The 26,528-nt window shown below is 59.4% G+C and carries 21 protein-coding genes; 10 read left to right on the top strand and 11 right to left on the bottom strand.

Features of this window, described 5'->3' with window-relative positions:
* Positions 1-128: 128 nt before the first annotated feature.
* Both QCD60_RS05630 and ybiO read right to left on the bottom strand, forming a co-directional pair.
* A complete protein-coding gene (locus QCD60_RS05630) occupies positions 129-680 on the bottom strand; it encodes a pyridoxamine 5'-phosphate oxidase family protein (RefSeq protein WP_279783187.1) in 552 nt (183 codons plus the stop codon).
* A 177-nt stretch (positions 681-857) separates the two neighbouring features.
* Positions 858-3,209 carry a mechanosensitive channel protein gene (gene ybiO / locus QCD60_RS05625; protein WP_279783185.1) on the bottom strand — a complete coding sequence of 784 codons (2,352 nt, stop codon included), beginning with the start codon at positions 3,207-3,209 and terminating at the stop codon, positions 858-860.
* A gap of 263 nt (positions 3,210-3,472) precedes the next feature.
* Between ybiO and QCD60_RS05620 the strand changes: the two genes are divergently transcribed.
* The 6 genes from QCD60_RS05620 to QCD60_RS05595 all read left to right on the top strand — a co-directional run bounded on the left by QCD60_RS05620 (position 3,473) and on the right by QCD60_RS05595 (position 8,639).
* Positions 3,473-4,042, top strand: a complete 570-nt coding sequence (locus tag QCD60_RS05620; RefSeq protein ID WP_279783183.1) for a TetR/AcrR family transcriptional regulator — start codon at positions 3,473-3,475, stop codon at positions 4,040-4,042.
* A 264-nt stretch (positions 4,043-4,306) separates the two neighbouring features.
* A complete protein-coding gene (locus tag QCD60_RS05615) occupies positions 4,307-4,993 on the top strand; it encodes a DUF3313 domain-containing protein (RefSeq protein ID WP_279783181.1) in 687 nt (228 codons plus the stop codon).
* 34 nt (positions 4,994-5,027) lie between these two features.
* Positions 5,028-6,182 carry an ABC transporter permease gene (locus QCD60_RS05610; protein WP_279783178.1) on the top strand — a complete coding sequence of 385 codons (1,155 nt, stop codon included), beginning with the start codon at positions 5,028-5,030 and terminating at the stop codon, positions 6,180-6,182.
* A 5-nt stretch (positions 6,183-6,187) separates the two neighbouring features.
* Positions 6,188-7,066, top strand: coding sequence for an ATP-binding cassette domain-containing protein (locus QCD60_RS05605; protein ID WP_279783176.1), 879 nt, complete (start codon positions 6,188-6,190; stop codon positions 7,064-7,066).
* Positions 7,042-7,974 carry an MlaD family protein gene (locus tag QCD60_RS05600; protein WP_279783174.1) on the top strand — a complete coding sequence of 311 codons (933 nt, stop codon included), beginning with the start codon at positions 7,042-7,044 and terminating at the stop codon, positions 7,972-7,974. The genes QCD60_RS05605 and QCD60_RS05600 overlap by 25 nt, the downstream gene beginning before the upstream one ends.
* Positions 7,971-8,639 (top strand): ABC-type transport auxiliary lipoprotein family protein, encoded by a 669-nt coding sequence (locus QCD60_RS05595; protein ID WP_279783172.1) that lies wholly within the window; start codon positions 7,971-7,973, stop codon positions 8,637-8,639. Before QCD60_RS05600 ends, QCD60_RS05595 begins: the two co-directional genes overlap by 4 nt.
* Here QCD60_RS05595 and QCD60_RS05590 read toward each other — a convergent pair.
* Together QCD60_RS05590 and QCD60_RS05585 are read right to left on the bottom strand one after the other, a co-directional pair.
* A complete protein-coding gene (locus QCD60_RS05590; RefSeq protein ID WP_279783170.1) occupies positions 8,588-9,583 on the bottom strand; it encodes an ABC transporter substrate-binding protein in 996 nt (331 codons plus the stop codon). The genes QCD60_RS05595 and QCD60_RS05590 overlap by 52 nt on opposite strands.
* A 145-nt stretch (positions 9,584-9,728) precedes the next feature.
* The gene (locus tag QCD60_RS05585) at positions 9,729-11,039 is read right to left on the bottom strand and encodes an aromatic ring-hydroxylating dioxygenase subunit alpha (RefSeq protein WP_279783168.1); all 1,311 of its coding nucleotides are present in this window, start codon (positions 11,037-11,039) and stop codon (positions 9,729-9,731) included.
* Between the two features lie 941 nt (positions 11,040-11,980).
* Here QCD60_RS05585 and QCD60_RS05580 point away from each other — a divergent pair.
* Complete coding sequence (locus tag QCD60_RS05580; protein ID WP_279783167.1) at positions 11,981-14,236, top strand: hypothetical protein; 2,256 nt, start codon at positions 11,981-11,983, stop codon at positions 14,234-14,236.
* An 11-nt stretch (positions 14,237-14,247) separates the two neighbouring features.
* Positions 14,248-14,970 carry a DUF3142 domain-containing protein gene (locus tag QCD60_RS05575; protein ID WP_279783165.1) on the top strand — a complete coding sequence of 241 codons (723 nt, stop codon included), beginning with the start codon at positions 14,248-14,250 and terminating at the stop codon, positions 14,968-14,970.
* 60 nt (positions 14,971-15,030) lie between these two features.
* On the opposite strand, the gene QCD60_RS05570 is transcribed toward QCD60_RS05575, so the two are convergent.
* The 6 genes from QCD60_RS05570 to QCD60_RS05545 form a co-directional block, all read right to left on the bottom strand.
* Entirely contained in the window at positions 15,031-15,234 is a 204-nt protein-coding gene (locus tag QCD60_RS05570) for a formate dehydrogenase subunit delta (RefSeq protein WP_279783163.1), read from the bottom strand.
* A gap of 87 nt (positions 15,235-15,321) precedes the next feature.
* Positions 15,322-18,180 (bottom strand): formate dehydrogenase subunit alpha, encoded by a 2,859-nt coding sequence (gene fdhF / locus QCD60_RS05565; RefSeq protein WP_279783161.1) that lies wholly within the window; start codon positions 18,178-18,180, stop codon positions 15,322-15,324.
* Positions 18,180-19,757 carry a formate dehydrogenase beta subunit gene (locus QCD60_RS05560; protein WP_279783159.1) on the bottom strand — a complete coding sequence of 526 codons (1,578 nt, stop codon included), beginning with the start codon at positions 19,755-19,757 and terminating at the stop codon, positions 18,180-18,182. The genes fdhF and QCD60_RS05560 overlap by 1 nt, the downstream gene beginning before the upstream one ends.
* Positions 19,754-20,254, bottom strand: a complete 501-nt coding sequence (locus QCD60_RS05555) for a formate dehydrogenase subunit gamma (RefSeq protein WP_279783158.1) — start codon at positions 20,252-20,254, stop codon at positions 19,754-19,756. The genes QCD60_RS05560 and QCD60_RS05555 overlap by 4 nt, the downstream gene beginning before the upstream one ends.
* Before the next feature lie 321 nt (positions 20,255-20,575).
* A complete protein-coding gene (locus QCD60_RS05550; RefSeq protein ID WP_279783156.1) occupies positions 20,576-21,661 on the bottom strand; it encodes a lipid A deacylase LpxR family protein in 1,086 nt (361 codons plus the stop codon).
* Positions 21,662-21,986: 325 nt separating this feature from the next.
* Entirely contained in the window at positions 21,987-22,256 is a 270-nt protein-coding gene (locus tag QCD60_RS05545; RefSeq protein WP_104152099.1) for an Lrp/AsnC ligand binding domain-containing protein, read from the bottom strand.
* Positions 22,257-22,422: 166 nt separating this feature from the next.
* Here QCD60_RS05545 and QCD60_RS05540 point away from each other — a divergent pair, with 166 nt between their 5' ends.
* Complete coding sequence (locus QCD60_RS05540; protein ID WP_279783153.1) at positions 22,423-23,259, top strand: TatD family hydrolase; 837 nt, start codon at positions 22,423-22,425, stop codon at positions 23,257-23,259.
* A 76-nt stretch (positions 23,260-23,335) separates the two neighbouring features.
* Positions 23,336-24,478: a YcbX family protein gene (locus QCD60_RS05535; protein ID WP_279783150.1), complete on the top strand. Its 1,143-nt coding sequence runs from the start codon at positions 23,336-23,338 to the stop codon at positions 24,476-24,478.
* 82 nt (positions 24,479-24,560) lie between these two features.
* On the opposite strand, the gene QCD60_RS05530 is transcribed toward QCD60_RS05535, so the two are convergent.
* Complete coding sequence (locus tag QCD60_RS05530) at positions 24,561-26,474, bottom strand: beta-ketoacyl synthase (protein WP_279783148.1); 1,914 nt, start codon at positions 26,472-26,474, stop codon at positions 24,561-24,563.
* Positions 26,475-26,528: the final 54 nt, after the last annotated feature.

Here is a 26,528-nt window from a genome sequence, read left to right as displayed (position 1 = left end):
TTCAGAATGCAGGACAAGGGTGACAGCTGTCTGTTCTCTTCAGGCGTCGTTGTGACGCCGAGGGCCGATACAGTGCTGATTAATACCCGATTCCACGCAAGAAAAGCGCCAGGTTGCCCGGGGGGTCGTCAGCCGTTCTTGTCAGCGATGCCGGTGGCAATGCCATCGATACTCTGCTGATTGCGCTCATGCCAGTACTTGCGGATGCCGTCCGGGCCTTTCTTTTCCGCCCACTGATTCAGCTGCTCACGTTCCCCGACGTAATCGTAGAAAGGCACCGACATACCGCAGGAACTCTGCACCATATCGATCTCCATATCGAAGATCTGCCGGGCACCGGGCAGGGCCGGAAACAGCGGCTCCAGCAGTGGCCACTGCGGGTCCTGCAGGTGAATGGCGCGAGCCTGACCGTACAGGCGCAGAATCATCGGTGGGCCTTCAAAGGCACAGAACATCAGGGTCATGCGTGGGTGGCTTTGCAGGTGGGCGGCAGTTTCGTTGCCGCTGCCGGTGACGTTGAGCCAGGCGACCCGGTTGGCACCCAGCACCCGCAGGGAGTCCATACCCTTGGGGGAAATATTGACGCGGCTGGCATCGGTGGCGGTGCCGACGAAGAACAGTTTCTGCTGCTCGATAAACCTGATATGGCGTTCAGCCAGACCTTTGAATTGTTGTCCCATAGGGCGTTCCTGATGATGGTGCGGGCTGCAGCCGGCGGCTGATGGCTGCGGCTGCAGCATTAGGCAAACAATGGCAGCATCACCGCCAAAAACAAGAGGGATGTAATGTCACCAAAATATAAGAGGGACGCAATGTCCCTCTGTGGTGAATGATGATGGCGGCCTGTGCCAGACGGATCAGACGTCTGAGCCTGCCACGTCCTGCCCCGGCTTGGGTTTGTTGATCTCCGCCACCGGGTCGGGGTGCGCCTCCTGCACGGTGTGCTCGTCCGCTTTCGCACTCACTTCCTTCTCACGTCGTGTCAGCAGGGTGTTTTGCATGCGGATATTGGCTGCCGGTGCCTTGCCCTGCTTGTCTTCGCCGAAGTAGATGGTCATGTGCGGGAAGGGGATCTCGATACCGGCAGCATCCAGATGCAGCTTGACCAGACGGTTGTACTGGCGACCGATACCCCACTGTTCGCCGGGCAGGGTCTTGATACGCACCCGCACATTCACCGAGCTGTCAGCCAGAGCGGTGACACCGTGGATTTCCAGCGGGGCGACGATCTTGCGGCTGATCTCGGGATTAGTGATCAGTTCGTCAAAGGCCGCCTGCAGATGCTCCAGCACTTCGTCGGTATTTTCCCGGTAGGCCACGCCGTATTCGCCAACGTGATAGCCAAAGCCACGCATATAGTTGGACACCGTGTCCACCGATGAGAAGGGAATCAGATGATAGGTGCCGTTCAGGTCGCGGATGCCCACCGAACGGATGGTCAGCTTTTCGGCGGTGCCGGTGACACCGCCAACGGTAACCACATCACCGGTATTCATGGCGTTTTCCAGCTGGATGAAGACCCCGGTAATAATGTCCTGTACCAGCTTCTGCGCGCCAAAACCGATGGCCAGACCGAGTACCCCGGCACCGGCGATCAGCGGGCCGATGTCGATACCGATTTCTGACAGTACGATCATCACGGTCATGGCGGTGATGGCGATGGCCAGAGCATTGCGGAACAATCCCAACAGGGTCTTGGCGCGGGCCGTCGGCTCGCCGCTGCCGGTTTCCGGATTCAGGCGATGCTCGATCAGACTGGCCGCTACCAGCCACACCAGCGCGGAGATCACCAAAATGACTGCTACATGGACGATGGTGCTGACCAGACGGATACCTTCCTCGGAGTTGAGCCAGCTCAGGGTGTCGAACAGGCTCCAGGCATTCATCACCAGCATGATGACGGTCGCCAGCAGCAACAGACGAATGACTTTCAGTGCCGCCGGTACATAGCTGTTGATGCGGTCTTCCAGCAGCGGCAGGGTGCGGCGCAGCTCGCTGGAAATACAGATGCGGGTGCCAATCAGTTTGCCCAGCAGGGCTGACAGCAGCAGGCCGACGGTAATGTAGATCACCGTGCGCAGGGTAGCGATGGCCATAAACGGCAGAGCGTCATCCGGGCGCAACTGGGTAATCAAGAACAGCGCTACGAAGTAGCAGATGGCGACGATATGCCAGACCCGGCCAAGAATCTGCAGGGCCGCGCGGGTGATGCTCATCTGTTCGCTGCTGCTGTGCTCCATGATGGCATCGGTCACTTCCTTGCGGTTACGCATGATCATGCCGATGGCGTTGATCAGGGCAATCAGCATCACCACCAGTTCCAGCGCACTACCAAGGCCCGGCTGTTTGTAAAAGTTGAACAGTGGCACCGCCACCAGCAGGGTGTACCCGATAAAACTGCTGATCAGCGCCAGCCAGCGGTACCACTTCTGTGCGGTGTCGCTGCCCATGGGCAGGATGCGCAGGGCCGGATAGCGGTCGGAGAACAGCAGGCGCAGCAGCACCTTGAACAGTTCGATCAGTACAAAACCATTGAGGAACAACGAGGCCTGAGTATCCATGACTCCGGCGTCACCAATCAGCGCCAGGGTCAGGGCATTGCTGCAGGCATAGGTCAGCAGCACGCTGAGGGCATCGACCAGCCCGCCGCCACCGATGGCCAGTACCCGGCGCAGCAGGTGGCGGCTTTGTCCCTGTTCATGCTGCAGGCTCCAGTGGTCCATCTTGCGGAACAGATGAGCGGTGAGCAGGCGCAGTACCAGAAAGATCAGCAGGGTGCTGACGATGGTCAGGCCAAGGTGCATGGCATCGGTGGTCAGCCCCTGCCAGTCGATGCGGTGTTGCCGTTCATCCAGATCACCCAGCTCGGCCACGGCATCCACCGACTCTTTGATCTGCTGGCCGATATCGTCCATGAAGGCCTTGCTGCTTTCGGCCAGCTGGCGTGGCAGCGACAGGTCATCGGACGGTGCGGCGGTCGCCGTGCTCTGTGCGGGCTGCGCCATCTGCCGCAGTGTGCTGATCAGCTGTTCGCGGCTGTTGGGGTTGTCCAGCAGATCGGCCAGCTGGGTATAGGTGGCGGTATCAGCCGGTGGCTGATGGTTGCCGGAGGCGGCGTGCGCCTGACTGCTTAGCAGGGCTGACAGGGTCAGGGAGAAAAGTAACATCAGGGGTAGCCACAGACGGGCGACATTTCTTGGGGGCAGCATGCATGCTCCTACTGCTGGTCGATCCATGGGTTAAAACAGGGGCTCGATGGGTGAACTGCTGTTTTTGGGGGCGAATCGGCGGCATGGTAACGCATTAAGTTTGCAATTGTTGCGGTGTGTTTGTGCTGTGTCAGGAGCAGGGCAGGCCTGCAGCAGGCTTGTTGTACCTGCGCTGATTTCGCACAATGCACCTCCACGGAAGACTGAGCCCGCGCATATCTGCAGGCTGGCCGGTGATTTACACACAGAACAATGAGACAGCTATGGACAATCCTTCGCGCTCCGAGCGCTCCCGCACGGCGATTCTTCAGGCAGCACTGGCGATCATTTCCCGCGAGGGGCCGGGGCGTCTGACGCTGGATGCCATCGCCAGAGAGAGCGGTATGAGCAAGGGCGGGCTGATGCATCAGTTCCCCACCAAGACGGCGGTACTCAAGGCGCTGATTGAATATCAGGTCGAGCACTTCGAAGAGTTCTACAACCGCAATCTGGCTGCAGCACGTCAGTCCAGCAGCAGTCCGGTGCTGGCCTCACGTATCGCCACGGCCCGCGAGGCCACGCATGAGTCCAACTCCATCGCTCTGGCACTGCTCGGTGCTGCGGCGCAGGAGCCGGGACTACTGTCAATCTCCCGCGATATCGATAGTAACAGCGTGGAGCAGATCAAGGCTGAAGCGACGGACCCTGATCTGGCGCTGCTGCGCTGGTCAGCGGCGCGTGGCCTGTCACTGTCGGTGATTCTGGGAATTTGCCCGCTGAGTGACGAGGATCGTAACCGGCTGTTTGAGCGGCTGCTGGACGACAGCGCCTGGCAGGCCACATCTGCCGGCTGAAGCTCTGTTTTGCCGCACGCTGAGGACATTGCGAGCGTTATCGCTGTCCGCTTTCCCTCCGGGTAGTCGCCCAGACTACCCGCTCTTCATGACTCAGTTCGCCCCTTCAGGATGCTTCTCTTTGCGGTTGTTGTGTCGATGCTTTTGCGGCAGCCAGCGGAGGACTAAAAATTTTTCACTTCATAAAAACCGACTAGACGGTTTTTTTTATAAAAAGGCCAGTGCTATAGTGCCTCCACTTGACGTGCCAGGAGGGGCTGCAAGATGAATCAGGTCAACCGAATCTACATGCTGCTGCCGGCAGTTTTCTTAGTGGCCATCTTTATGTCCCTGTCCGGCTGCACGACGCCGGATCCCATTCGTTATCAGCAGCTGTCTTCCTCGTCCTATCTGCAGGGCAACCGTGATGACAGTGATCGCCATGTTGCCTTCGACTATACCCAGGCTCAGCCCCAGGCCATCGACTGGCAACAGTATCACCAGCTCATTCTTGAGCCGGTCAGCATCTACCGTGCCCCCGACAATCAGTTTGTCGATCTGGAAGAAAGCGACAAGGTGGCCCTTGCCCATTACATGCAACAGCAGTTTGGCGACAGGCTGCGCAGCCGCTTTCAGCTGGTGGATCACGAAGGACCGGCCACCCTGCGCCTGAAGCTGACCCTGACCGGCGCAGAAAAGACCACGCCGGTCATCAGCACGGTGTCGCGTTTTGATATCGGTGGCGGGATCTACAACGGTGTGGCGGCCATGCGCGGACGGGAAGGGTTGTTTACTGGCTCGGTGATCTATGCGGTGGAGATCTATGACGCCAGCTCCAACCAGCTGCTGAACGCCGCTGTTATCAAGCAGTACCCGAGCCCGATGCAGCTGTCTGCCACCATTGGGGCACTGGATGCATCCAAAGCGGGTATCGACAGAGGCGCTGAGGCGTTGCTGGCGTACCTGCGCTGATGACTGGTCAGAGCGGCACAAGGGGATGGCAGCCATGAGAAGCAGCAGACAGAACGATGTGAGTGAACGCTCATCCGCCTACTGGCAGATCGAGCAGGTGGCAAGCCACTGTCTGGTGCTTTTCAGGGGTGACTGGCAGCGTCATAGCGACCTGCCGGGCGGGCAGTGTCTGATCCGCCAGCTGCCAGCCCTGACCGAGAGCATCACGCTGGATGGCAGTCAGATCCAGAGCTGGAGCAGTGTCCTGCCGGCGTTGCTGTTCACACTGCAACAGCATTGTCAGCAGCAGGGTATCGCGCTGCTGCTGAAGCAGTTTCCTGCCGGTATCGAGCCGGTATTGCGGCTGGCCAGCCAGCGTACTCAGGGTCTGGAGCACACTCTGCCGCCACTGTCGGTGCTGGCACAGCTGGGCAACTGGGGGCTGGATCTGGGCAGCCGTACTGGGCGCTTTATGCACATGACGCTGGAGTGCAGCGTGCTGGCCTGGCGGGTGATGTGTTCGCCACGGCGCAGCATGGTGCGGGCGGTGGATGTGCTGACGCAGCTGTGTGAGGTCGGTGCCAGTGCGCTGATGATCGTGCTCATCATCAATCTGCTGGTCGGGGGCATTCTGGGTTTTGTCGGGCTGATCCAGCTGCAGCAGTTCGGTGCGCATGTCTTTCTGGCCGACATGGTCGGCATCGCCATGGTGCGGGAGATGGCCGCCATCATGACCGCCATTGCTGTTGCCGGTCGTTCGGGAGCGGCCTTTGCCGCCAACCTGGCCACCATGCAGGCCAATGAAGAAATCGATGCCCTGCAGACCTTCGGTGTGCGGCCACTGGAGCATCTGCTGCTGCCGCGACTGGCGGCCATGGTGGCAGTGATGCCGCTGCTTTATGTCTACGGCTGTGCCGCGGGCATTGTCGGTGGCTTGCTGGTGGCGGTGAGCAGTTCCGATCTGACCGTACTGGGGTATCTGACCCGCACCGGCCACGCGGTCGGTGTGCAGCATTTCATTATCGGTGCGATCAAGAGCCTGTGTTTTGGTGGCTTTATCGGTCTGGTCAGCTGCCAGATCGGCCTGCAGGCCGGGCGCAGTGCCGAAGCCGTCGGTCGCGCTGCCACGGCTGCGGTAGTGACGGCCTGTATTGGCGTCATCACGCTGGATGCCGCCTTTGCGCTGCTGACCTATTACCTGGGAGTGTGACGGGCATGATGACCCTGTCTGAACGGGAAGCGGCGGCTGACGCAGCCCTCAGCGCTGCACTGGATTCAACCGCTGCCGCCATGATTGAGGTGCAGCAGCTGACCATGATGACGGATGATCGGGTGATCCAGCGCGATCTCAACTTCCGCGTCGAGCAGGGCTCGGTGTTCGTCATCATGGGGGAAAGCGGCTGCGGCAAAAGCACTCTGTTGCGTCATCTGGTGGGTTTGAATACGCCTGCGGCAGGGCGTGTCTTGCTCGGTGGGCGAGAGGCGTGCCGCGCAGCCGCGCAGCACAGTCATCCGTTCGGTGTGCTGTTTCAGGGCGGCGCGCTGTGGAGTTCCATGACCGTGGCCGACAACGTGGCGTTGCCGCTGCAACTGCGCGGTGGCGTGCCGCAGGCGGTGATTGATGAACTGGTGGCCTTCAGGCTGGCACTGGTGGGGCTGCATGGCTTTGGCCATCTCTATCCGGCGCAGCTGTCCGGTGGCATGCGCAAGCGTGCCGGACTGGCACGGGCGCTGGTGCTGGATCCACCGCTGCTGTTGCTGGATGAACCTTCTGCGGGGCTGGACCCGCTGTCGTCACGGCGGCTGGACCCGCTGTCGTCACGGCGGCTGGATGAGCTGATCCTGGCGCTGCGTGAGCATCTGGGTATCACCATTGTGATAGTCACGCACGAACTGGACAGCATTTTTGCCATCGCCGATGACGGCATCTTTCTGGATGTACGCAGCAAGACCGCCATTGCCGATGGTAACCCCCGCTTGCTGCGCACCGCCTCACCCCATCCTGCGGTACGGGCTTTTCTCAACCGTCAGGAAGCAGGCGCTTTCTCTTATTCGATGGATGACTCCCCATGCAACGCCAGCGTTCCGTTCTGATCGGCCTGTTTATCGCCGGTACTTTCCTGTTGCTCGGCGCCGGTATGCTGCTGATGGGCGCCGGTGCCCTGTTTGAGCACAAGCAGCGGGCACTGATCTATTTCGAGCGCTCGGTCAGCGGTCTGCAGGTGGGGGCACCGGTGAGCTTTCGCGGGGTGACGGTGGGGCAGGTGGAACGCATTGCCCTGCAGCTGCAGGGGGCATCACTGACCGCCCGTATCGCCGTCGTCATCGCGTTGTCTGATCAGCATCTGCAGGTGGCCGGAGCCACTGCTTCGCCCTATCTGCGCGGGCTGATTGCTCAGGGGCTGAGCGCCACCCTGCAGTCACAGAGTCTGGTGACCGGTCAGTCAATGATTGAACTGGATGTGGCCAGCCCCGGCGTGACCACGGCCCCCGTCAGGGAAGCGGAGGGCTTGCTGCTGATCCCCACTGTGCCGTCGGATATGGAAGTGCTGAAAGATCAGCTGTCATCTCTGCCGCTGGCGCAGACGCTGCAGGCTGCACAACAGGCCTTGCAGGCGATGACGCAGCTGAGCGGCGAGATCAGCCAGACCGCCGGGCACACCAATGAGCTGATTCAGTCGGCCCATACCCTGCTCACCTCGGCAGATCAGCAGCTGGGCATCACCGCGGTGCAGCTGCGCCAGCTGATGGCCGGTGTGCAACAGCAGCTGACCGGACGAGGTCAGGAGCTGTCCACCACCCTGCAGCATATCGATCAGGCCGCCACGGCCCTGGATACCCTGACCGGTAACCTCAATGCGGCCATGGCGACCCGTTCATCAACCCGCCACGATCTTGATAGCGGTCTGCGTGATCTGGCCGCTGCCGCCGCTTCGCTGCGCAGTTTTGCCAGCCAGCTGGAGCGCAATCCCAATACCCTGCTGATGGGAGCAAAACGATGAAGACGACGCCAAAGCAGGGGGCTTGCGGCGGCCTGCTACTGTTGCTGCTGTGCTGCCTGAACGGCTGCAGCAGTCAGCCACCGGCACGGCTGCTGGTCCTCAGCAGTCTCCCTGCAACGAGTCTCCCGGCAATTAGTCTCCCGGCAATGGCGCCGGTCACGACAGCGGTGAGGCAAGCGACTATCCGGGTGGAGGAGGTCGCGCTACCGGAATATCTGGACAGCTATGCGCTGCTGACGCGGGTGGGGAGCCATGAAGTAAGCGCGGTGCCTGACTACAAGTGGGCAGAAAAACTGTCCACGGCACTGACCCGTCTGCTGCGACAGCGCGCCGCTGCACTGGGCTATCAGAATGTCGACAGCGGGGAGCAGGCCGACCTGCACCTGCTGGTCGATATTGAACATTTTGAGCCGCAGACCACTACACCGGCTGAGGTATTGCTGGCGGCACGCTGGCGTTTGCAGCATCAGGATCAGCCTGAGCAGTCGGGGCAGACGCTTTTGCATCAGGCTGTGGCCGGTAATACGGCGACACAGCAGGTCGCCGCCATGGAGCAGGCCGCCGGGCGGCTGGCCACCTTGCTGCTGCCCGCCGCCGGTGCCGCCGTCGCCGATCAGGAACCGCCGAGCGGCAGGTCGGTGGGAATGAACTCGTTGGTGAAGTAGCTGTTGATATCGCCCCGATGGCGAATGATGCCTTCGCTCAGATAGAAGCTTTGCGCCTTGCTGACCCGCTCGGGATAGATCTCGCCCAGATGCGCCTGCTGGCCATACACATGGCTGATGTAGAGCGCGAAGATGTCTTCCACTTTTTGCTCCTTACCTTCGTAGCCGGGCACGGCGGCGGCAAAGACTTTAGCCGCGGCGCTGGGGTCCTGAATGATGTCGCGCAGGCCCATCAGGGTACCGCGCACCATCGCCCGCACCTGATCCGGGTGGTGGGCAATAGCATCATCGGACGCAAGAATCGACTGTGCCATGGAGGCAAACAACTGGTCATCGGGCAGCAGCTGCAGCTGTTTGCCTGATTCGGCGGCGTTCACCACCCAGTCAGGGGCGCCGGCCATGGCATCGGCCTTGCCGCTGGCGAACAACTGCCAGACTCCGGCGGGCCCTGCTGCCTGAATGCTGACATCCGACTTGCTCATGCCTGCCTGACGCAGGGAGGCCAGCAGGGTGTAATACAGCGAGTCAGAGTAGGACATGACCGAAATGGTCTTGCCCTTTAGCTGCTGCAGGCGGGTGATACCCGCAGCCGCATCGGTCGCGAGCATGGTGTAGCCGTGCTGGCCCAGTACGGCCACGGCTTTGACCGGTACGCCGTTGTCCCGCACGATCAGTGGTGTATCGCCGTTGGCGGCGCCAAACATGGCGTTGCCCGCACCGACCTGTTTGGCCACATCGGCACCGCCCTTGGCGGCCAGCAGGGTGACCTTCAGGCCCTGTTCGGCGTAGTAACCCTTTTGCTGAGCGATGATCCAGGGGGCAAAGCCCGGCAGGTTAGGAGGGGCTGGCATCAGAAAGGTGACTTCCTGCGGCGAGGCAAAGGTGATGCAGGGGGCAAGTACGACACAACAAAGCCCCAGCAGTCGGGCAATGGCTGATTTCATATGGGTGTCCTTATCGTTGGTGTAACGGCTGTTTACGGATGGCCTGCGAGAGCCCTGTCGGTGGTGCGCATCAGAGGGGTGAGGTTGTCTGCCCGGAGGCAGACAACCCATGCCTTCATGACCTGATCAGCAGGTATTCCCCTTCTTACTTGCGACCGCTGCCATGCACGGCGAACAGTTTGGCGCCCTGCATTTTCTGGCCAACGGCCTCTTCGTAAGCTTCACGGACGTCATCCGGCTGACCGGCCTGACCAAAGAAGTCTTTCAGGTAGGGGCCGAGCAACGGGTGGGCAGCCAGCTCCTCACGCGGTAAACCGTTGATCAGCTCATCGCGGCAGGCCGAAGGCAGGAAGACGTTGTGGTTCAGGGCGGGGTCGGTGATCAGCCCCTTGGGCTGATGTGCCGGGTTGTCACGCAGGGCATCCAGCTCTTCGAAGAAACGGCGGCGCATCATCACGATGCCTCGGTCACTTTGCCCCAGACGCTCGCGGCTGCGATCAGTGATCTGACCCTGACCCACCCAGACAACGAAGTCCTGATTGGCGACATGGCTGGTGATCCAGCGACCGCTGATCGGATCCTTAATCGGGCCATACCAGGAAGGAATCCTGCGCTGCTGGTAAGGCTCCTGCTCTGTGGGTACCCGGCTGAATACCCACAGCACGCTCAGGGTGTGGTAGTCATCAATGGGTACCCGCCACTCAAAATGGTGACCGAGGTAGAAACCATTGGGCCACAGAGTGACCCGCCCGACCTGCCACATGATGTCATCTTCGGTTTCGATGCCGCGCAGGCGCTTATAGGTGAAGCCGTAGTCGAACTCCTCAAAATCCAGCTTCTTGTGAGTCGGGACATAACCCTCGGTGTCGTCACTCTGCTGGCGCAGGGTCCAGTTGTTGTGGGTCCACTCAAAATGCACCGGGTCAATGGAGTTCTCCTGGCACTGGAACCAGTTGCAGGGAATCTCGGCAAACACGCCCTGTGCAAAACCGTTCTTGTAATTGAACAATTCCCAGTCAGGCAGCTGCGGTGCCGGCGCCGGGCCCATGTAAGCCCACAGCAGGCCCGCCTTGGCCTGTACCGGATAGGCGTTGGTGCGGGTGTTGCAGCGCATTCTGGCGGACGGATCACAGACCTCCTCGAAGGGCTGATGCACGCACTGACCGCTATTGTCGAACTGCCAGCCGTGATAGCTGCAGCGAATGCCGTTGTTTTCTACATAGCCATAAGACATGTCGGCGCTGCGGTGGGGGCAGCGCCGGTCAACCAGACCGTAGTTGCCGCAGAGGTCCTTATACAGCACCAGATCTTCGCCGAGGATACGGATGGGCTTGATGGCTTTGTCGTCAAATTCACTCTCACCGGCAATAGGGTGCCAGTAGCGGCGGAGGTATTCGCCCATTTCGGTGCCTGGGCCGACACGAGTCAGCCGGTTATTTTTTTCTTCGCTTAGCATGGTCGATTTCTCATTGTTATCACGAATAATAAAAGGCCAGGACAAATCCACGGCATGATCGCCGCGGGAAGATAAAGGGAGTTATGCAACGCTGTCTGGAAACGACGCATATCCATATCGGGATGGCCTGAAGTCTGACCTCGCTGTTTAATTTTTGTGCTGACTGCGGCTATTTCTCCTGGTTATCCTGAAACGCAGAAATAGAAAAATAGAACGACAACGCCTGCGGCAGCAGACAGACAGCTCTTCTGTTCCAGATGTGAAGTGTTGATTCATGTTTGTATAAAGCAGATTCAGTGCCAAACCGGGGTCTGGTGTATAGATTTACAGAAAAGTGTTAAAAATCAGATTATTAGGTGTTTCTTCCAGGAAACGCCCAGGCCTGTTTCGCCGATAAACCGCATAAAAGCAGGGTTGGGAAGTATATGCACAAACAGGTAACACTATTAGGCAATACGTGGCTCTATTTGGTGCGCGATGGACGAGATAATAAAGTCGCTATTCGTAGGATGTATGGAAATCTATTTTCGTTATTTGCTGATTGTTATTTCATTTTAATTATTGATCTGTTTTTAAAATTATTTGGCGATTTATATTTTTAATTGAGGTGATCGTTATATTGCTAATTCATCCTCTGAATTTATAGCGCCCGGATAGGGGCGGCTTTCGCTCAGGGGCGGGTCCGGCTGGCTCTGCTTGGTACCTTGGTTTGTGGATAGGGCGGTGGCGGTGGATAAACAGGCACCACTACCTGATACAGGAAAAAGCGGGAGAGCCTGCCACAGGATGGTTGGTAGTGAGCGGGTTAGCAGCGATAATTTGCCGCACTTTCCCGGCAGGCCGATGCGAATTGACCAGCGTTGCCTGAAAACCCGTCTTGCCGGCCTCGATCAGGTCGGGGGACGGGCTGTTTGCTTTCTACTTTTTGACACGGAGCGTTTATGAAATCCCTGTTTAAACTCAGTGCGCTGGCACTGTGCCTTCCTGGTCTGGCGCTGGCCTGCGGGCCGGATGGCTGCGAAGGCGATACTGATATTAATCTCAGCGCGTCAGTAATGAGTTGTGGCATTGGCCAGCTGCCGTTTCTGTCGCCTGCCAACGATACCCGCATCAATCTGGCGCTGCTGCTGGGCGATCAGCAGCAGATGCAGCTGCTCCGTCGTGCTGATCCGGATGACGAGGCCCCGCCTGCAGAGGCGCCCAAACCTCCGGCGCCATTGAATATCCCTTTCTCCACCACCGATCTGCTGGGGTACAGCTGGCACTATGCACGCACCGAGCAGTCGGCAGTCTATGCGCAGCTGGCGAAGCAGCTGACTCCGCTCGGCATTGATGAGGAGGTGCTCAAACAGGCGGCACAACGCAGCGATGCCTGGCTGGAGGGGCGCTGTGTATCCAACAGCCTGCAGAATGCCAATGATTTTATGCAGACGGTGCTCAGTGATAGTGCGCTGGCCGACGCAGACCGGCGCGAGCTGATCAGCCAGCGTCTGCTGCTGGTGGGGAACTGCAAGGCGGACTCCGCTGCCCCGGAAGACATCCAGACCGCACAAAGCCCGGTGGTGTCCGCTAAAGAAGCCTATCAGCAGTACCTGAATGTGGCGGCCGCTTTCTATCGTGGCAATACCCCGGACGACGACCTTGGCAGCGCGCTGGAGACGCTGGCGCAGTCAGCGGTGCCCTGGGTTGCTGAAGCGGCGACCTATATGAGTGGCCGTGTGTCACTGGTGGCGGCGCAAGTACAGGCGGAGGGGGAGTACGGGGACTTTGATATCAGTAAGGTCAGTCAGCCCGAACTGAATGCTGCCAGGCAGGCCTTTGAGCGTTACCTGCAGCGTTACCCCGATGGACGTTACGCCAGTTCGGCCACCGGGCTGTTCCGTCGTATCGCCTGGATGACCGGCAGTGACGATGCGCTGGCCGCACAGACCCAGTCGGCATGGTCTGCGCTGACACCCGCGGACGATGCCATTCCGCTGCTCAATGAAATTGACGGCAAGCTGCTGCGGGATGAACTGAAAACCTACCGTGCCATGCCTGTCCTTGGCCTGATTCAGGATCTGCGCTGGCTGCGTGCGGTTGACTACAGCGGTGATCCGGTGCTGCTGGAGGCGGCTGATATTAGCCAGCAGCTCAGCCAGCAACAACTGACCGCCGATGATGCTGATTTCCTGAACGTGGCACAGGCCTATTTTGTTGCTAAAGACTATGCCGGGGTGGTTGCCAGCGTGCCGCCCCTGCCAGCCGCCGGACCGCTACCACTGCGCAGCTTCAGTGCGCAGATGCTCAAGGGCATGGCGTTGATGGCGCAGCAGCAGTGGTCTGCGGCGCGTGCACACTGGCAGCAGATGAAGTTGCTGAACTCCGATGCGCTGCGTGATCAGTTGTTGCAGATTGCACAGGCCATGACGCTGGAGCGCAGTCAGGCAGTGGCAGAGGTATTCCAGCCGGGCTCCTGGATTGTGCAGCCACAGGCACGCGATCTGCTGATCCGCTTTGTTGCCGCTGACGAGACCCTGCTGGCGCTGGCTAAGGGGCAGGGGCTGTCTGAGAGTGAGCAGCGCACAGCACTGTTTACCCTGCTCTACAAAGATCTGACCCGCGGTCGCTATGCCGACTTTGTCGAAGACGCCAGGCTGGTCGACCTTAGTGCCAGCCTGCAGCAATGGCAGCGTTATCAGCAGTGGCAGGCAAACTATGATCCCAGTGTTGATACCTCAGACTTTGCACTGGGCAGCACCAGCCAGTATCCCGGCATTTTTGCCTGGCAGGGGCAGGCGGTAGAGGGTGCCTATCCGTGTGACAGTCTGCAGCAGACGGCCGAGCGGCTGGCGGCAGACAGCAACGATCCACACAGCCTGAACTGTCTGGGTGAGTTCTATCTGCGCAATGGCTTTGATCAGCCCCCCCTCGGCAGCCGTCCGGAGCCATCCTCGCTGGCAGGCAGTGAGGATCTGTTTGGCGGTAAGGCGACCTCGCGCCTGGCGCTCTATCAGCGGGTCATCGCTTATCCGCGTGCCTCCGCCCGTGATCGCAGCTATGCGTTATACCGCGCGGTTCGTTGTTTTGCCCCCAGCGGCTATAACAGCTGCAGTGCTGACGACATCCCGCTGAAGCAGCGCAAACAGTGGTTCAACACCCTCAAGCGTGACTACGGCAACACGCCCTGGGCACAATCCCTCAAGTATTACTGGTAAGGACGGTGAGGGTGTCCGGGAAATCCTTCTGGCGGGCGGCTGCAATGTGCTGGCTGCTGATCTGTAATGTGGTGTGGGCTGAGGTGCAGGCACCGCAATACCGGCAGTTCTGGCTGTGGGCCGGGGTCAAACCACAGCCCGTTCTGCAGCAGGCGGAGCAGCTCTATGTATTGCAGGGGCAGATCAACGGCAATGCGTCGGGGCAGGTCAGTTTTTCCCGTCAGGGCCCGGCGGTTGTCCGTGCCGTCGGGCAGGCGCGGGTCTGGCTGGCTTATCGCGTACGTACCCTGCAATGGGATGACAGTATTGTGCTCAGTATCCGCAATCAGCTGCAGTATTGGCAGCAGGCAGGCCGTACGCCGGTAGGTATTCAGCTGGATTTTGACGCGGGCTCCTATCAGCTGGGGCGCTACGCCGATTTTCTGCGGCAGCTGCGGGAGCAGTTGCCCGCGCAGTATCGCCTCAGCATTACCGGGCTGCTGGACTGGACCCGTACCGGCGATGTGGCCACTCTCAACAGCCTGACAGGGACAGTGGATGAACTGGTAGTGCAAACCTATCAGGGCAGGCACAGCGTGGCTGGTTACGAGCGTTATCTGGCCAGCCTGAGCCAGCTGCGGATTCCGTTCAAGGTGGGGCTGGTGCAGGGCGGTGAGTGGGATGTGGACTGGCAGCGACAGCTGCAGCAGTCGCCCTATTATCGCGGTGAGGTGGTGTTTCTGCTTAATCCCTGAGAGGGCCGCCTGATGAGGCCCGTGCCTGCCGCGCAAGGTGGCAGGCACGGGCGTCTGTAGTTACAGCCTGCTGAGGACGATCACCACACAGGGGCTGAGCTCGGGATGTGCCGGGTCGACAGCCAGCAGTACTTCGATCATCCGCGGTTCCCAGAACTTCTTGATGTGACCTGCCACCTTGTCGGCACGGCGGTCGTGATCCTGCTCATAGGCCAGATTGAGGGCTATCTGGTTAGCCATCTTGATCAGATATTCAGCTTTCATAGTGCGTATCCCCATCGGTGGGCATGTGCCTCTCAGATCAGCGCGACAAGGACACCGTGCTGACACGGTGTCCTGGTGCCAGCTGTCTTAAACCTCGGCCTGTGACTCGTTCAGCAGCTGCCGCTGATGGTTGTCATGATGACGGAAGCGTTCCTGCCACTTCGATATCTCCGTGACCTTTTCAGCCTGCACCGCCGTCACCTTATATTCCGGGCAGTTGGTGGCCCAGTCGGAGTTATCCGTGGTGATGACGTTGGCACCGGAGAACGGGTGGTGGAAGGTGGTGTACACCACACCCGGCTGCATCCGTGACGATACACAGGCGCGCAGTACCGTATGACCGGCACGGCTGCTGATACCGACCCAGTCACCATCGCTGATGCCGCGCTCTTCGGCATCGTGCGGGTGCAGCTCCAGCACGTCTTCAGCATGCCAGGCTACGTTGGCGGTGCGGCGCGTCTGCGCCCCGACGTTGTACTGGCTGAGGATGCGCCCGGTGGTCAGCAGCAGCGGATAGCGACCATTGACCCGTTCTTCGGTCGGGACAAACTCGGTGGGGATGAAGTGCCCCTGACCGATGGTGAAGCTCTCCTCGTGCATGACTGGCGTACCCTGCGGATGCTCGTCATTGCAGGGCCACTGGATACTGCCCAGTTCCTCCAGACGGGCATAACTGACGCCGTGGAAGGAGGGAGTTAGCCGGGCGATTTCATCCATGATTTCGCTGGGGTGCTGATAGGGCATGGTGTAGCCCAGTGCAGCAGCCAGCCCCTGAGTAACCTGCCAGTCTTCCTTGCCTGCCAGGGGGGGCATGGCTTTGCGTACCCGGGCAATACGTCGCTCGGCATTGGTAAAGGTACCGTTCTTCTCCAGAAAGGTGGCGCCGGGCAGCAGCACATGGGCGTACTTAGCCGTCTCGTTGAGGAAGATGTCCTGCACGATCAGACATTCGAGTGAACCCAGCGCTGCTTCCACGTGTTGAGTATTGGGGTCGGACTGGGCAATGTCCTCACCCTGACAGTACAGCGCCTTGAAGCTGCCGGCGATGGCGGCCTCGAACATGTTGGGAATGCGCAGACCGGGCTGGTCGGCCAGCGATACCTGCCATTCCTGCTCGAACAACTGACGGACACTGCTGTCACTGACGTGACGGTAGCCGGGCAGTTCGTGGGGGAAGGAGCCCATATCGCAGGAGCCCTGTACGTTGTTCTGACCGCGCAGAGGGTTAACGCCCACACCGGGGCGACCAAAGTTACCGGTCAGCATGGCCAGGTTGGCGATGCCGGTCACCATGGTGGAGCCCTGACTGTGCTCCGTCACCCCCAGACCGTAATAGATGGCGCTGTTGCCTTCACTGGCGTAGAGGCGGGCTGCTGCGCGCAGTTCGGCTGCCGGAATACCGGTGATGGCTTCGGTGGCCTCGGGGCTGTGACGGCTGTCACTGATAAAACTCAGCCACTGCTGGTAGGCCGCCTGATCACAGCGTGCGGTGATGAAGTCTTTATGCTCCAGCCCTTCGCTGATAATGGTGTGAGCCATGGCATTGATAAAAGCGACGTTGGTGCCGGGGCGCAGCTGCAGGTGGTGATCGGCCTGATAGTGCGGGCCCTTGAGCAGGTCAATCTGGCGCGGATCAACAACGATCAGCCTTGCGCCCTGACGCAGGCGTTTTTTCAGTCGCGAGCCAAATACCGGGTGGGCATCCGTGGGGTTGGCTCCGATCACCATCACCACATCGGTGTGTTCCACCGAATCAAAGTCCTGAGTCCCCGCGGACTCCCCCAGTGTCATCTTCAGGCCGTAACCGGTGGGCGAGTGGCAGACGCGGGCACAGGTATCGACGTTGTTATTGCCAAAGGCGGCACGTACCAGTTTCTGCACCAGATAGGTTTCTTCGTTGGTGCAGCGAGAGGAGGTGATGGCGCCGACGGAATTGGTGCCGTACTGATCCTGAATCTGCCGGATACGGCTGGCCGCAAACTGGAAGGCTTCGTCCCAGCTGACGGTGCGCCAGGGCTGGTCGATGCGGTCACGGATCATCGGCTGGGTGATACGGTCCTGATGGGTGGCGTAACCAAAGGCAAAGCGCCCCTTGACGCAGGCATGGCCACGATTGGCCTTGCCATCCTTGTAAGGCACCATATTGACCACCCGGTTGCCCTTCATCTCGGCTTTGAAACTGCAACCAACACCGCAGTAAGCACAGGTGGTGATGACGCTGTGGTCGGCCTGACCAAACTCGATCACCGTGTTTTCACTCAGGGTGGCAGTCGGGCAGGCCTGCACGCAGGCTCCGCAGGACACGCATTCGGAGTCCATGAAGGCTTCATTGGCCCCGGCAGTGATCTTGGAGTCAAAGCCACGGCTGTTGATGGTGAGGGCGAAGGTGCCCTGGGTTTCTTCACAGGCACGGACGCAGCGGGAGCACAGGATGCACTTGCTCGGATCAAAGGTGAAATAGGGGTTGGAGGTATCCTTGGGCAAATGCAGGTGGTTGCTGACGCTGAGGCCATAGCGTACCTCGCGCAGGCCAACCACGCCGACCATGTCCTGCAGCTCACAGTTACCATTGCTGGGGCAGGTCAGACAGTCGAGCGGATGGTCGGAGATATACAGCTCCATCACGTTTTTGCGCAGCTTGTTGATACGCGGGGTCTCGGTGCGTACCACCATGCCTTCGCTGACCGGGGTGGTGCAGGAGGCGGGATAGCCGCGGCGGCCTTCAATCTCCACCAGACAGACACGACAGGAACCGAAGGACTTGAGGCTGTCTGTGGCGCAGAGTTTGGGGATGTTGATACCAGCCAGCGCAGCGGCGCGCATCACCGAGGTGCCTTCCGGCACCTGCACCTGCTCACCGTCGATTTCCAGCGTGATTAGCGTCGTGGAGAGGCTGGCAGGGGTACCGAGGTCGCGGTCGGTTTTGGGGTCAAAGTAACCAATCATCAGTGTTGCCCTCCTGCAGACGGAGTCTGGCTGACGCTGTGCAGCTCTTCCCCGAAATATTTGACGATGCTTTTTACCGGGTACGGCGCCATGCCGCCCAGTGCACAGAGTGAGGCCTGTTCCATGGTGTCGCAGAGGTCAGTGAGCAGCGCCAGATTGTCCTCAGCGTCTTCACCCTGACGGATCCGTGCCAGCACTTCCTGCGCCCGGGTTGAGCCGATACGGCAGGGCGTGCATTTACCACAGGATTCAAGCGCACAGAACTCCATGGCAAAGGCCGCCATCTGGCCGAGATCCGCCTGATCATCAAACACCACGATGCCGCCATGGCCCACCATGCCGCCAATAGCGGCCAGCGCTTCATAGTCCAGCGGGGTATCAAAATGTGCCGGAGGAATGTAAGCCCCGAGCGGTCCGCCAATCTGCACCGCTTTGATGGGGCGGCCAGAGGCACTGCCACCGCCGAAGTCATAGAGAATTTCACGCAGGGTAACGCCAAAGGCCACTTCAACCAGACCACCCTGCCTGATGTTTCCCGCCAGCTGCAGGGGCATGGTGCCGCGTGAACGACCCTGACCGAAGTCGCGGTAGTAGGCGCCGCCCTTGTTCAGAATCAGAGGCACGGAGGCGAGGCTGATGACGTTGTTGACCACGGTGGGCTGGCCGAACAGGCCTTCCAGCGCCGGCAGTGGCGGCTTGGCGCGGACCATGCCGCGTTTGCCCTCAAGGCTTTCCAGCAGGGCGGTCTCTTCACCACAGATATAGGCACCTGCTGCCAGACGCACCTGCAAATGAAAACGGTGGTGGCTGCCCAGAATTGCCTCACCCAGATAACCCTGCTGCTCGGCCAGTGTGATGGCCTGTTGCAGCACGCGATGGGCATGGGGGTATTCAGCCCGCAGATAGATGTAGCCTCGCGTGGCGCCGGTGGCCAGCGCCGCGATCAGCATGCCTTCGATCAGCTGGAAGGGGTTATCTTCCATGACCAGCCGGTCGGAGAAGGTACCGGAGTCACCTTCGTCCGCATTGCAGACGATGAACTTGACGGCTTCATCGAAACCACGGTGATAGGGCGCTTGGGCATCCAGTACGGTCTGCCATTTGATCCCGGTAGGGAAGGCGGCACCGCCCCGGCCACGCAGGCCGGATTCCTTCACTTCATCGACAATCTGCTGGGCACTCAGGGTCAGTGCGCGCTGGAGTCCGCTCCAGCCTCCCTGAGCTGCATAGTCCTCCATCACCAGTGGCCGGTTGTGGCCAAGACTGGCGAAGGTCAGGCGCTGCTGGCGGGCAAGATAGGGGTGCTGCTCCACCAGGCCGATGCACAGGGGGTGGTCGCCACCGTTCAGCAGGTCGGCTGCCAGTAATGAGGGCAGATCCTCTGTGGTCAGCGGCCCATAACCCACACGCCCTTGCGGAGTCTCGACTTCCAGCAGCGGCTCAAGCCAGAACATGCCGCGCGTGGAGGTGCGCTGCAGGTCAATCTGTTCGCCAAGCTGCGCGGTCAGTGCCTGGGCCAGTTCATCGGCGCCGACAGAAAGGGCGCAGGAGTCGCAGGAAAGATAAAGCCGGGTCATGCTTGGCCCTCCTTCAGCTGTTGCAGCAGGCGTTCGGTTCTGGCCAGAGTCATGCGACCGTGAATGGCGTCATCCAGACGGATATTGGGTGAGCAGGCGCAGTTGCCGAGGCAATAAACCGGCTCCAGGGTCACGCTGCCATCCGCGGTGGTCTGGTGATAATCGATATTCAGCAGCTGCTTGATATCACGCTCCAGCGCGGCGCTGCCCATGGACTGGCAGGCTTCAGCGCGGCAGATATGCAGCACATGGGCCCCGGCCGGGCGGGTGCGGAAATGATGGTAGAAGCTGATGACGCCATGGACTTCAGCACGCGACAGTGCCAGCTCTGTCGCCAGTACCGCAGCAGTGCACTCGGGCACATAGCCGAAGGTGTCCTGAACGGCATGCAGAATGGGCAGTAATGCACCCGGCTGCTGCTTTAAATCACTGGCAAGGGTACGAATTCGGGCCTCGGTCGATGACTCAACCGGAGCAAGGGGGATATGGGCGGCCATGCTGATGTTCTCTTTATGTTAGCTAGTCCGGTGTTGCTGACCGGCACAGGGCCGGGGTGTTTTTGTAGTTATCGTTATTTGTGCAGTTATGCAGCTCAAACCCAAGCAAGGGTCCGGGCTGATCGTGCTGGGCTGATCATAGTGCCCGTGGTTGACCGCCGCCAAGATAGCTGGCGTTCACAGGTCGATGGGGGTCGCAATTGACGGTGGCAGTGTGTAACAGCGTGCAATAGCAGTTTAGTCAGGCCCGGGCAGGTCTGGCTGGAAAGGCATTGTTGAGTGAAGAGACTGGTCGGCTGCCGGAGGTTGTCCGGCAGCGGCTCAGTAGGTCATTGAGAAGGCAATGGAGCCGTAGCTGTGGGGTTCTTTCTGGGTTTCAAACTCGCGGCTACGGTTCACTCTGGAGATGGTCAGCTTCATGTTGCTGTAGGTAAAGCTGACACCGGTGCTGAGGTCACCTACCCAGGTTTTCTTGTCGACGCTGGGGCTGTCTACGAAGGTGTTGCCGTCGAGGAAGATGTTATGCAGCACCATACGGCCTTCCACCGAGGCGAACACATGCCAGCCAAAGCCGCCGTCCAGTACCCGGCTGTCCCAGCGTGCGCCGGGAGCACTGTTATCCCCTGCAGGGCGAATGGATGAGGAGCCGAAGTCCGAGGGCAGACGATAACCGATTCGATATTCCAGACCGGCACCGGCGCCGGTCAGCACGTTACCGGCGGAGACACTGTAGTGACCAATCAGGTCGTTGCTGTAAAGCTTGCCCAGTGCCCGGCGGAACAGGCGATCCTTGGTGGAAACGGTGACCACGAGGCCAGGTTCATTTTTCAGCTGGTTGTCCCAGCCTTCAAAACGGTCGATGCCACGCAGGTCATGAATGAAATCCTGTGCCTGATGGGCCAGTGATGCCGGGCCGACCACCCCCAGCTGAATCTCTGCTACTTCCAACCGGGTATTGCTGTAACGGCGCTGGTAGGCCAAACCGGCAAACAGCCAGCCGGCATAGGGTCGATCATCCTTGATCAGCTGAGTGGCGTATTTGTCCGCCGGGGTATACATGGTCTGGCCGACGGAAAAGACAATATTGCGCTGTTCCGCCGGGTTTTTACCGCTCAGCCAGATCATGTGGCTGTTGAGGTTACGCAGCCAGGCGGGCAGTGACTCATCATCGCCGTAGGCTTCCAGATCGGGGGAAATCCACGAGGCTTTGACGCCATTGGTATACTGCTGATCGGTGTGGGTAAAGAGGTCGTTATCGAGATAAAGATTGAGCGTCCAGGTCTGTTTCGGATCCTTGGCGCCTGCGGGGAGATTGACCTCATCCGGTTGACGTTCAGCCGCCCAACCCTGTCCGGCCAGACTCAGCAAGCAGATGATTCCAAAGAGTGGCGACCGGGTATGGCGCATGCGTAAACATTCCCTGAGTTGGCAATTGCCAGAGCTGGCCGCAACTTGCACGGAAGTGGCAGATGGCTCCAGATAAAATGAGCTGCTGATACCAGATGACAGACTAGGATCGCGGTATGGCGAACCGATGACAGTGAGCCTGCAACAGCGCTGAATATTTTAGACAGCTCGTGTAAAAGCGCCTATCGACCATTTGTTTCACAGTTCCGCCTATCAGTGCGGTTGGATTGGCCGTAATCAAGGTGTCAGGGTGCCGTGCTGGCGGGGGAAAAGTGCTGTGCCACCAGATAGCCGGTGGCACGTTCAGAACAGACGCTGCGGCGGCTCAGATGGCAAACATCGCATCCAGATCGTGGCGGGAATAGGCTTTGAACGCCAGCATGGTCTGGGTTTTGGTAATGCCTTCGATGGGCAGTAAGTCTTCGGTAACCAGATTGGCCAGTTCATCATTGGAACGGACCCGGGCGATGGCGACCAGATCGAAATTGCCACTGACGGAATAGACTTCAGAAATCCCTTCGATGTCGACCAGTTGCTCGGCGACGGTATTGATCAGGCGTTTTTCGATATTGAACAGGATGATAAAGGTGACCATGGTTTGCCTCCTGCGAAAATACACAAATCGGCGCATCGTCCAAGCCTTGCCCAGCGCAAGCTGCAGCGATGCAATTGGCAGGGAATGGTAGCATAGTTCCCCGTGCTGCACCTGATTCCAGACAGGTGACTCTCATAGTGTCAGCTCATGCTGAGGCTCAATACCGATGGTCGAACCTATGTTGCCGCTGAGTAGCTACCTGATAGACAGCCACTGTCATTTTGATTTCCCCCAGCTGGACACGATCCGTGACGACAGCGTGGCCAGGGCACACCAGCTGGGTATTCGTCAGTGGGTGGTGCCCGGTGTAACGGCAGCCAGCTGGGCCAGAATCGAAAGCAGCATGGCGATGTATGAGGGCGTCTTTCCCGCGTGGGGCCTGCACCCTTACTTTATTGACCAGCATCAGCCGGAGCACCTTGAACTACTGGCCACGCAGTTACGGCGTCACCCGGCTGTTGCGGTAGGGGAGTTTGGTCTTGACCGGATGCTGAGTGGTGAACTGCACTGGCAGCAGCAACTGTTCTACTGTGAGCATCAGTTGCAGCTGGCCCAGCAGCTGCAGCTACCCGTCATTCTGCATGTGCGTAAAGCGCACAGTGACATGCTGGCGCTACTCAGGCGTTACCCCTTGCCTCGTGCCGGTGTGCTGCATGCCTTCAGTGGCAGTCATGAAGAGGCCAAACGCTATCTTGCACTGGGTTTCAGTTTCGGGGTGGGCGGTAGCATCAGTTATGAGCGTGCGACGCGGACCCGTGAGGTGTTTCGGCAGCTGCCGCTGCAGTCGCTGTTGCTGGAAACCGATGCGCCGGACATGCCTCTGAGCGGTTATCAGGGGCAACCCAACCGGCTGGAGCGCTTGCATCAGGTACTGATGTTGCTGGCAGAGCTACGTCAGCTGCCACCCGAGGCGGTGGCACGGCAAGTGACGGCCAATACCCGAGCCTTGTTTGCGCTGCCACCGCCCTTTGCCCGCCCTGAGGCGGGTAAAGATACTGACTGAAATTAGTAGCCAACGCGTGGATAATGCCTGCACTACCGCCGCCAGCTGAGGCTGGCATCAACATGGAGAACATAAGGTGACTGTAAGTCTGTCGGACATCCTGGTTTATCCCGTCAAATCCTGCCGCGGACTGTCCATGTCTCATGCCTGGGTGGAGCCGGAAGGGCTGGCCTGGGACCGACGCTGGGTGGTGGTAGAGCCCAGCGGGCGTTTTATCACCGCCCGTACCCATCCCAAACTGGCGCTGCTGCGCTGCCATATCCTGCAGCAGGGTCTACTGCTGCGGGCGCCGGACATGGAAGATCTGCACCTGCATATTCCCGACTTCATCAATGAATATCAGCCCATATCCATCTGGAAAAGTGAGCTGCAGGGGCAGCTGACCCTGAATGTTGCTGATGAATGGTTAAGCCGCTGGCTGGGCCAGCCAGTCGCCCTGCGTTATCAGGGAGTGGACAGCTTTCGTGAAATCAAACAGACCGGATTGCCTGTCAGCTTTGCTGATGGATACCCGCTGCTGCTGACCTCGGAAGCTTCGCTGGCCTATTTGCAGGAGCGCTGCCCTGAAGTGATTCCCATGCAGCGCTTCCGCTCCAATCTGGTGGTGGAAGGCAGCCTGCCCTTTATCGAGGACAGCTGGACCGAAATCCGGATTGGCGAAGTGCGCTTTGCCGTGGTCAAGCCTTGCAGCCGTTGTGTGTTTACTACTCTGGATGTTGACAGCCAGCAGTTCAGTGCGATGGTTGAGCCGCTGAGTACGCTGCAGACCTTCCGTCAGGATGATGAGGGTGAGGTGTATTTCGGTATGAATCTGATCCCGCTCAACAGCGGTAGTGTGCTCAAGGGCGATCAGGTGGAGGTGTTGTCATCTACGCGGGTCAAGGCCTACCCGCTGCGTCCCCGGCAAACCGGTGTGGATGTGCAGCCAGCTGCCAGCAAACAGGTCAAAGTGCGACTGCATGATCATCGGCTCGACAGCGTTCAGCAGTTTGAGGCGTCCTCTTCGCGCACGCTGCTGGAGCAGGCCGAAGACAATGGCGTCAGCCTGCCCTATAGCTGCCGTGCCGGGTTGTGTGGCAGCTGCAGGGTCAGGGTACGCAAAGGGCAGGTGGTCAGCCGTTCACAGGCACCGCTGAGTGCGGAGGAAATTGCCGAGGGGGTGGTATTGGCCTGCTGCAGCTACGCACTGGATGACGTTGAGCTGACGCTGGACAACTGATGTTGTGCCGTGAATACCCCATAAACCATCAGCCCGGCATGTGCCGGGCTGATGGTTTATGGGGAGCGTGACCTAGTGCCTGTTACACCATGTCTCCGAACGGATTTTCCAGCTCCAGGCTGACCGGGTTTTCAAAACCGGGCAGGGTAATAGCGTTTTCGCTGATCGCCAGATCTTCGCCTTCCAGCACGTTGTGGCCGAACAGGTACAACGGACGTGCGGTACCCTTGGTGGCTTCCTGATCATAAGCGCTGGCTTTTTCGATGGCTTGCTCCTGACGGCTGCGCATGGTGTCGATCACCTTACCGCCGTGCTTCTTGCTCAGCATCTGCATGGTGACCTCCGGCGACAGCACAGCGGTGCTGGCGTTGTTGCCACCAAAGCCTTTGGAGTTGAGGAAGATCGCATCCATGCCGTCAGTGCCCACGTGATGATGCTCGGCACGAATCATCAGATTGGAGCTGTGCACATCGTCGGCGACGTGATCAATGGTGCCAATGCCGGGGATCAGACCATAGGCCCAGACACCCAGTGCGTTGGTCAGCTGATCACCCGCGGCGGTGCCCTGTGAGTGGCCGAGGTAGCACTTGATGGCGGCTACCTTCCATGACGGAATCTTGAAGGCCTTGGCGATTTCGTTGAGCACATGCGACTCGGTCACCCGGTTCTGCGGGGTGCTGGTGCCATGGGCGTGGACGAAGGTGCGATTACGCAGGGCTTTTTCACCCAGGATGGCTTTGACCAGACCGGCAGCCTTACCCAGAGTCAGATAGTTGCCGATGCCGGGTGCCGAAATGGACTTCTTGTGGCCGTCAGCATTGACGAATACATCAGGTACGGAACCAAACACCTGAGCACCCAGCTCAACAGCCAGATCATCCGCCATCAGCATGATGAACTGGGCAGACTCGCCCACGGTGAAACCGCAGTTGGTAGAGAAGGGGCGGCAGGCACGGCGATACTGCTCTTCGGTCAGCTCAGCGATGCCGTCCAGGTCGCGCAGGTTTTTGTCTTCTGCCAGAGCACCCATGGCACGGAAGCCTTCGATGATTTCCGGGGTAATGGGTGTATCGCTGCCACCGACCATGACGACTTTTTTGACGCCGGAGCGGATGTCGCGTACGGCCATCTGCAGGTTGTACAGGAACGAGGCACAGGCGCCGAGTGAGGTGCCGGTTGAGCCGACGCTGCCCAGTACATAGGCATTGATGAAGTCAGCAGGCATCTGGCCGTAGCCCAGTGGCATCTGCTTGGAGGTCACGCGTTTGCCCATGTAATGGGATTTGAGCATGCCGCCAAAGCCGTGGTCATCGAGCTGACCAATAGAGTTGCCAGCGTAGACTGCGATCTGATCGGGGGCGACGCGACCGCGGATCAGGCTCCAGTCGATACCCATCGAGCCCAGACAGTCAGAAGCGCCGAAGACGGTCATCTGCAGAGCACGGGGATGGTTACGTGACTGATACAGCTCGCCGGGCAGGAAACCTGTCGGTAACTGGCCACCACTCTGCACCGGCGCACTGCGGTAGTCATACAGCATCACGTCCAGCGGCTCAGCGGTGGTGATTTGCAGATAACCGTTGCCCAGGTCTTGTAACTGCCAGCTTGAGGGTACATGTTCAGGCATGTGGCGCTGGCGGATGATGAACTGATGGGGAGAGTTTTCCGTAGGAGCCAGTTTACTGGCAACATGATGCGGGACGTTGTTGACGTCAAAGGCTTCATGGTTGATGCGACGAATCTGGGTGTTATTACGGATATAGTCGCCGAACAGGCTGACCACTTCGCGAGCGGACAGAGGCTGATTCTGAGCGTCGAAAAATTGACCGTTTTCGGATTTGGCCAAGCCCATCATGGTGGCCAGACTTAGCCAGGTTTGCTGCGATGTGTCTTCAGAAAGCTGATCGATGACCTGGCGGCGATAACTATGGTGAAAAGAAGCACGCCCAGAAGCGTTGACTCCGCCAAAACCGACGATGACAGGCAAATGAGACAAGGAAACGTCCTCTCGAGGGCTGGTGGCTTGGAATTTGGAAAATAACGAGCATTG

Source organism: Pokkaliibacter sp. MBI-7, assembly GCF_029846635.1.
GTDB lineage: Bacteria > Pseudomonadota > Gammaproteobacteria > Pseudomonadales > Balneatricaceae > Pokkaliibacter.
Note: the sequence above shows the minus strand (reverse complement) of the source record. Positions and strands in the feature narration are given on the sequence as shown.

Bases quoted from the DNA above. Each gene is read 5' to 3' on its own strand.
- QCD60_RS05580 (WP_279783167.1), top strand. From the start codon at position 11,981: ATGAAATCCCTGTTTAAACTCAGTGCGCTGGCACTGTGCCTTCCTGGT.
- QCD60_RS05550 (WP_279783156.1), bottom strand. From the start codon at position 21,661: ATGCGCCATACCCGGTCGCCACTCTTTGGAATCATCTGCTTGCTGAGT.
- QCD60_RS05590 (WP_279783170.1), bottom strand. From the start codon at position 9,583: ATGAAATCAGCCATTGCCCGACTGCTGGGGCTTTGTTGTGTCGTACTT.
- QCD60_RS05605 (WP_279783176.1), top strand. From the start codon at position 6,188: ATGATGACCCTGTCTGAACGGGAAGCGGCGGCTGACGCAGCCCTCAGC.
- QCD60_RS05620 (WP_279783183.1), top strand. From the start codon at position 3,473: ATGGACAATCCTTCGCGCTCCGAGCGCTCCCGCACGGCGATTCTTCAG.
- QCD60_RS05555 (WP_279783158.1), bottom strand. From the start codon at position 20,254: ATGGCCGCCCATATCCCCCTTGCTCCGGTTGAGTCATCGACCGAGGCC.
- QCD60_RS05540 (WP_279783153.1), top strand. From the start codon at position 22,423: ATGGTCGAACCTATGTTGCCGCTGAGTAGCTACCTGATAGACAGCCAC.
- QCD60_RS05545 (WP_104152099.1), bottom strand. From the start codon at position 22,256: ATGGTCACCTTTATCATCCTGTTCAATATCGAAAAACGCCTGATCAAT.
- ybiO (WP_279783185.1), bottom strand. From the start codon at position 3,209: ATGCTGCCCCCAAGAAATGTCGCCCGTCTGTGGCTACCCCTGATGTTA.
- QCD60_RS05615 (WP_279783181.1), top strand. From the start codon at position 4,307: ATGAATCAGGTCAACCGAATCTACATGCTGCTGCCGGCAGTTTTCTTA.
- QCD60_RS05600 (WP_279783174.1), top strand. From the start codon at position 7,042: ATGCAACGCCAGCGTTCCGTTCTGATCGGCCTGTTTATCGCCGGTACT.
- QCD60_RS05610 (WP_279783178.1), top strand. From the start codon at position 5,028: ATGAGAAGCAGCAGACAGAACGATGTGAGTGAACGCTCATCCGCCTAC.
- QCD60_RS05560 (WP_279783159.1), bottom strand. From the start codon at position 19,757: ATGACCCGGCTTTATCTTTCCTGCGACTCCTGCGCCCTTTCTGTCGGC.
- QCD60_RS05585 (WP_279783168.1), bottom strand. From the start codon at position 11,039: ATGCTAAGCGAAGAAAAAAATAACCGGCTGACTCGTGTCGGCCCAGGC.
- QCD60_RS05570 (WP_279783163.1), bottom strand. From the start codon at position 15,234: ATGAAAGCTGAATATCTGATCAAGATGGCTAACCAGATAGCCCTCAAT.
- fdhF (WP_279783161.1), bottom strand. From the start codon at position 18,180: ATGATTGGTTACTTTGACCCCAAAACCGACCGCGACCTCGGTACCCCT.
- QCD60_RS05630 (WP_279783187.1), bottom strand. From the start codon at position 680: ATGGGACAACAATTCAAAGGTCTGGCTGAACGCCATATCAGGTTTATC.
- QCD60_RS05595 (WP_279783172.1), top strand. From the start codon at position 7,971: ATGAAGACGACGCCAAAGCAGGGGGCTTGCGGCGGCCTGCTACTGTTG.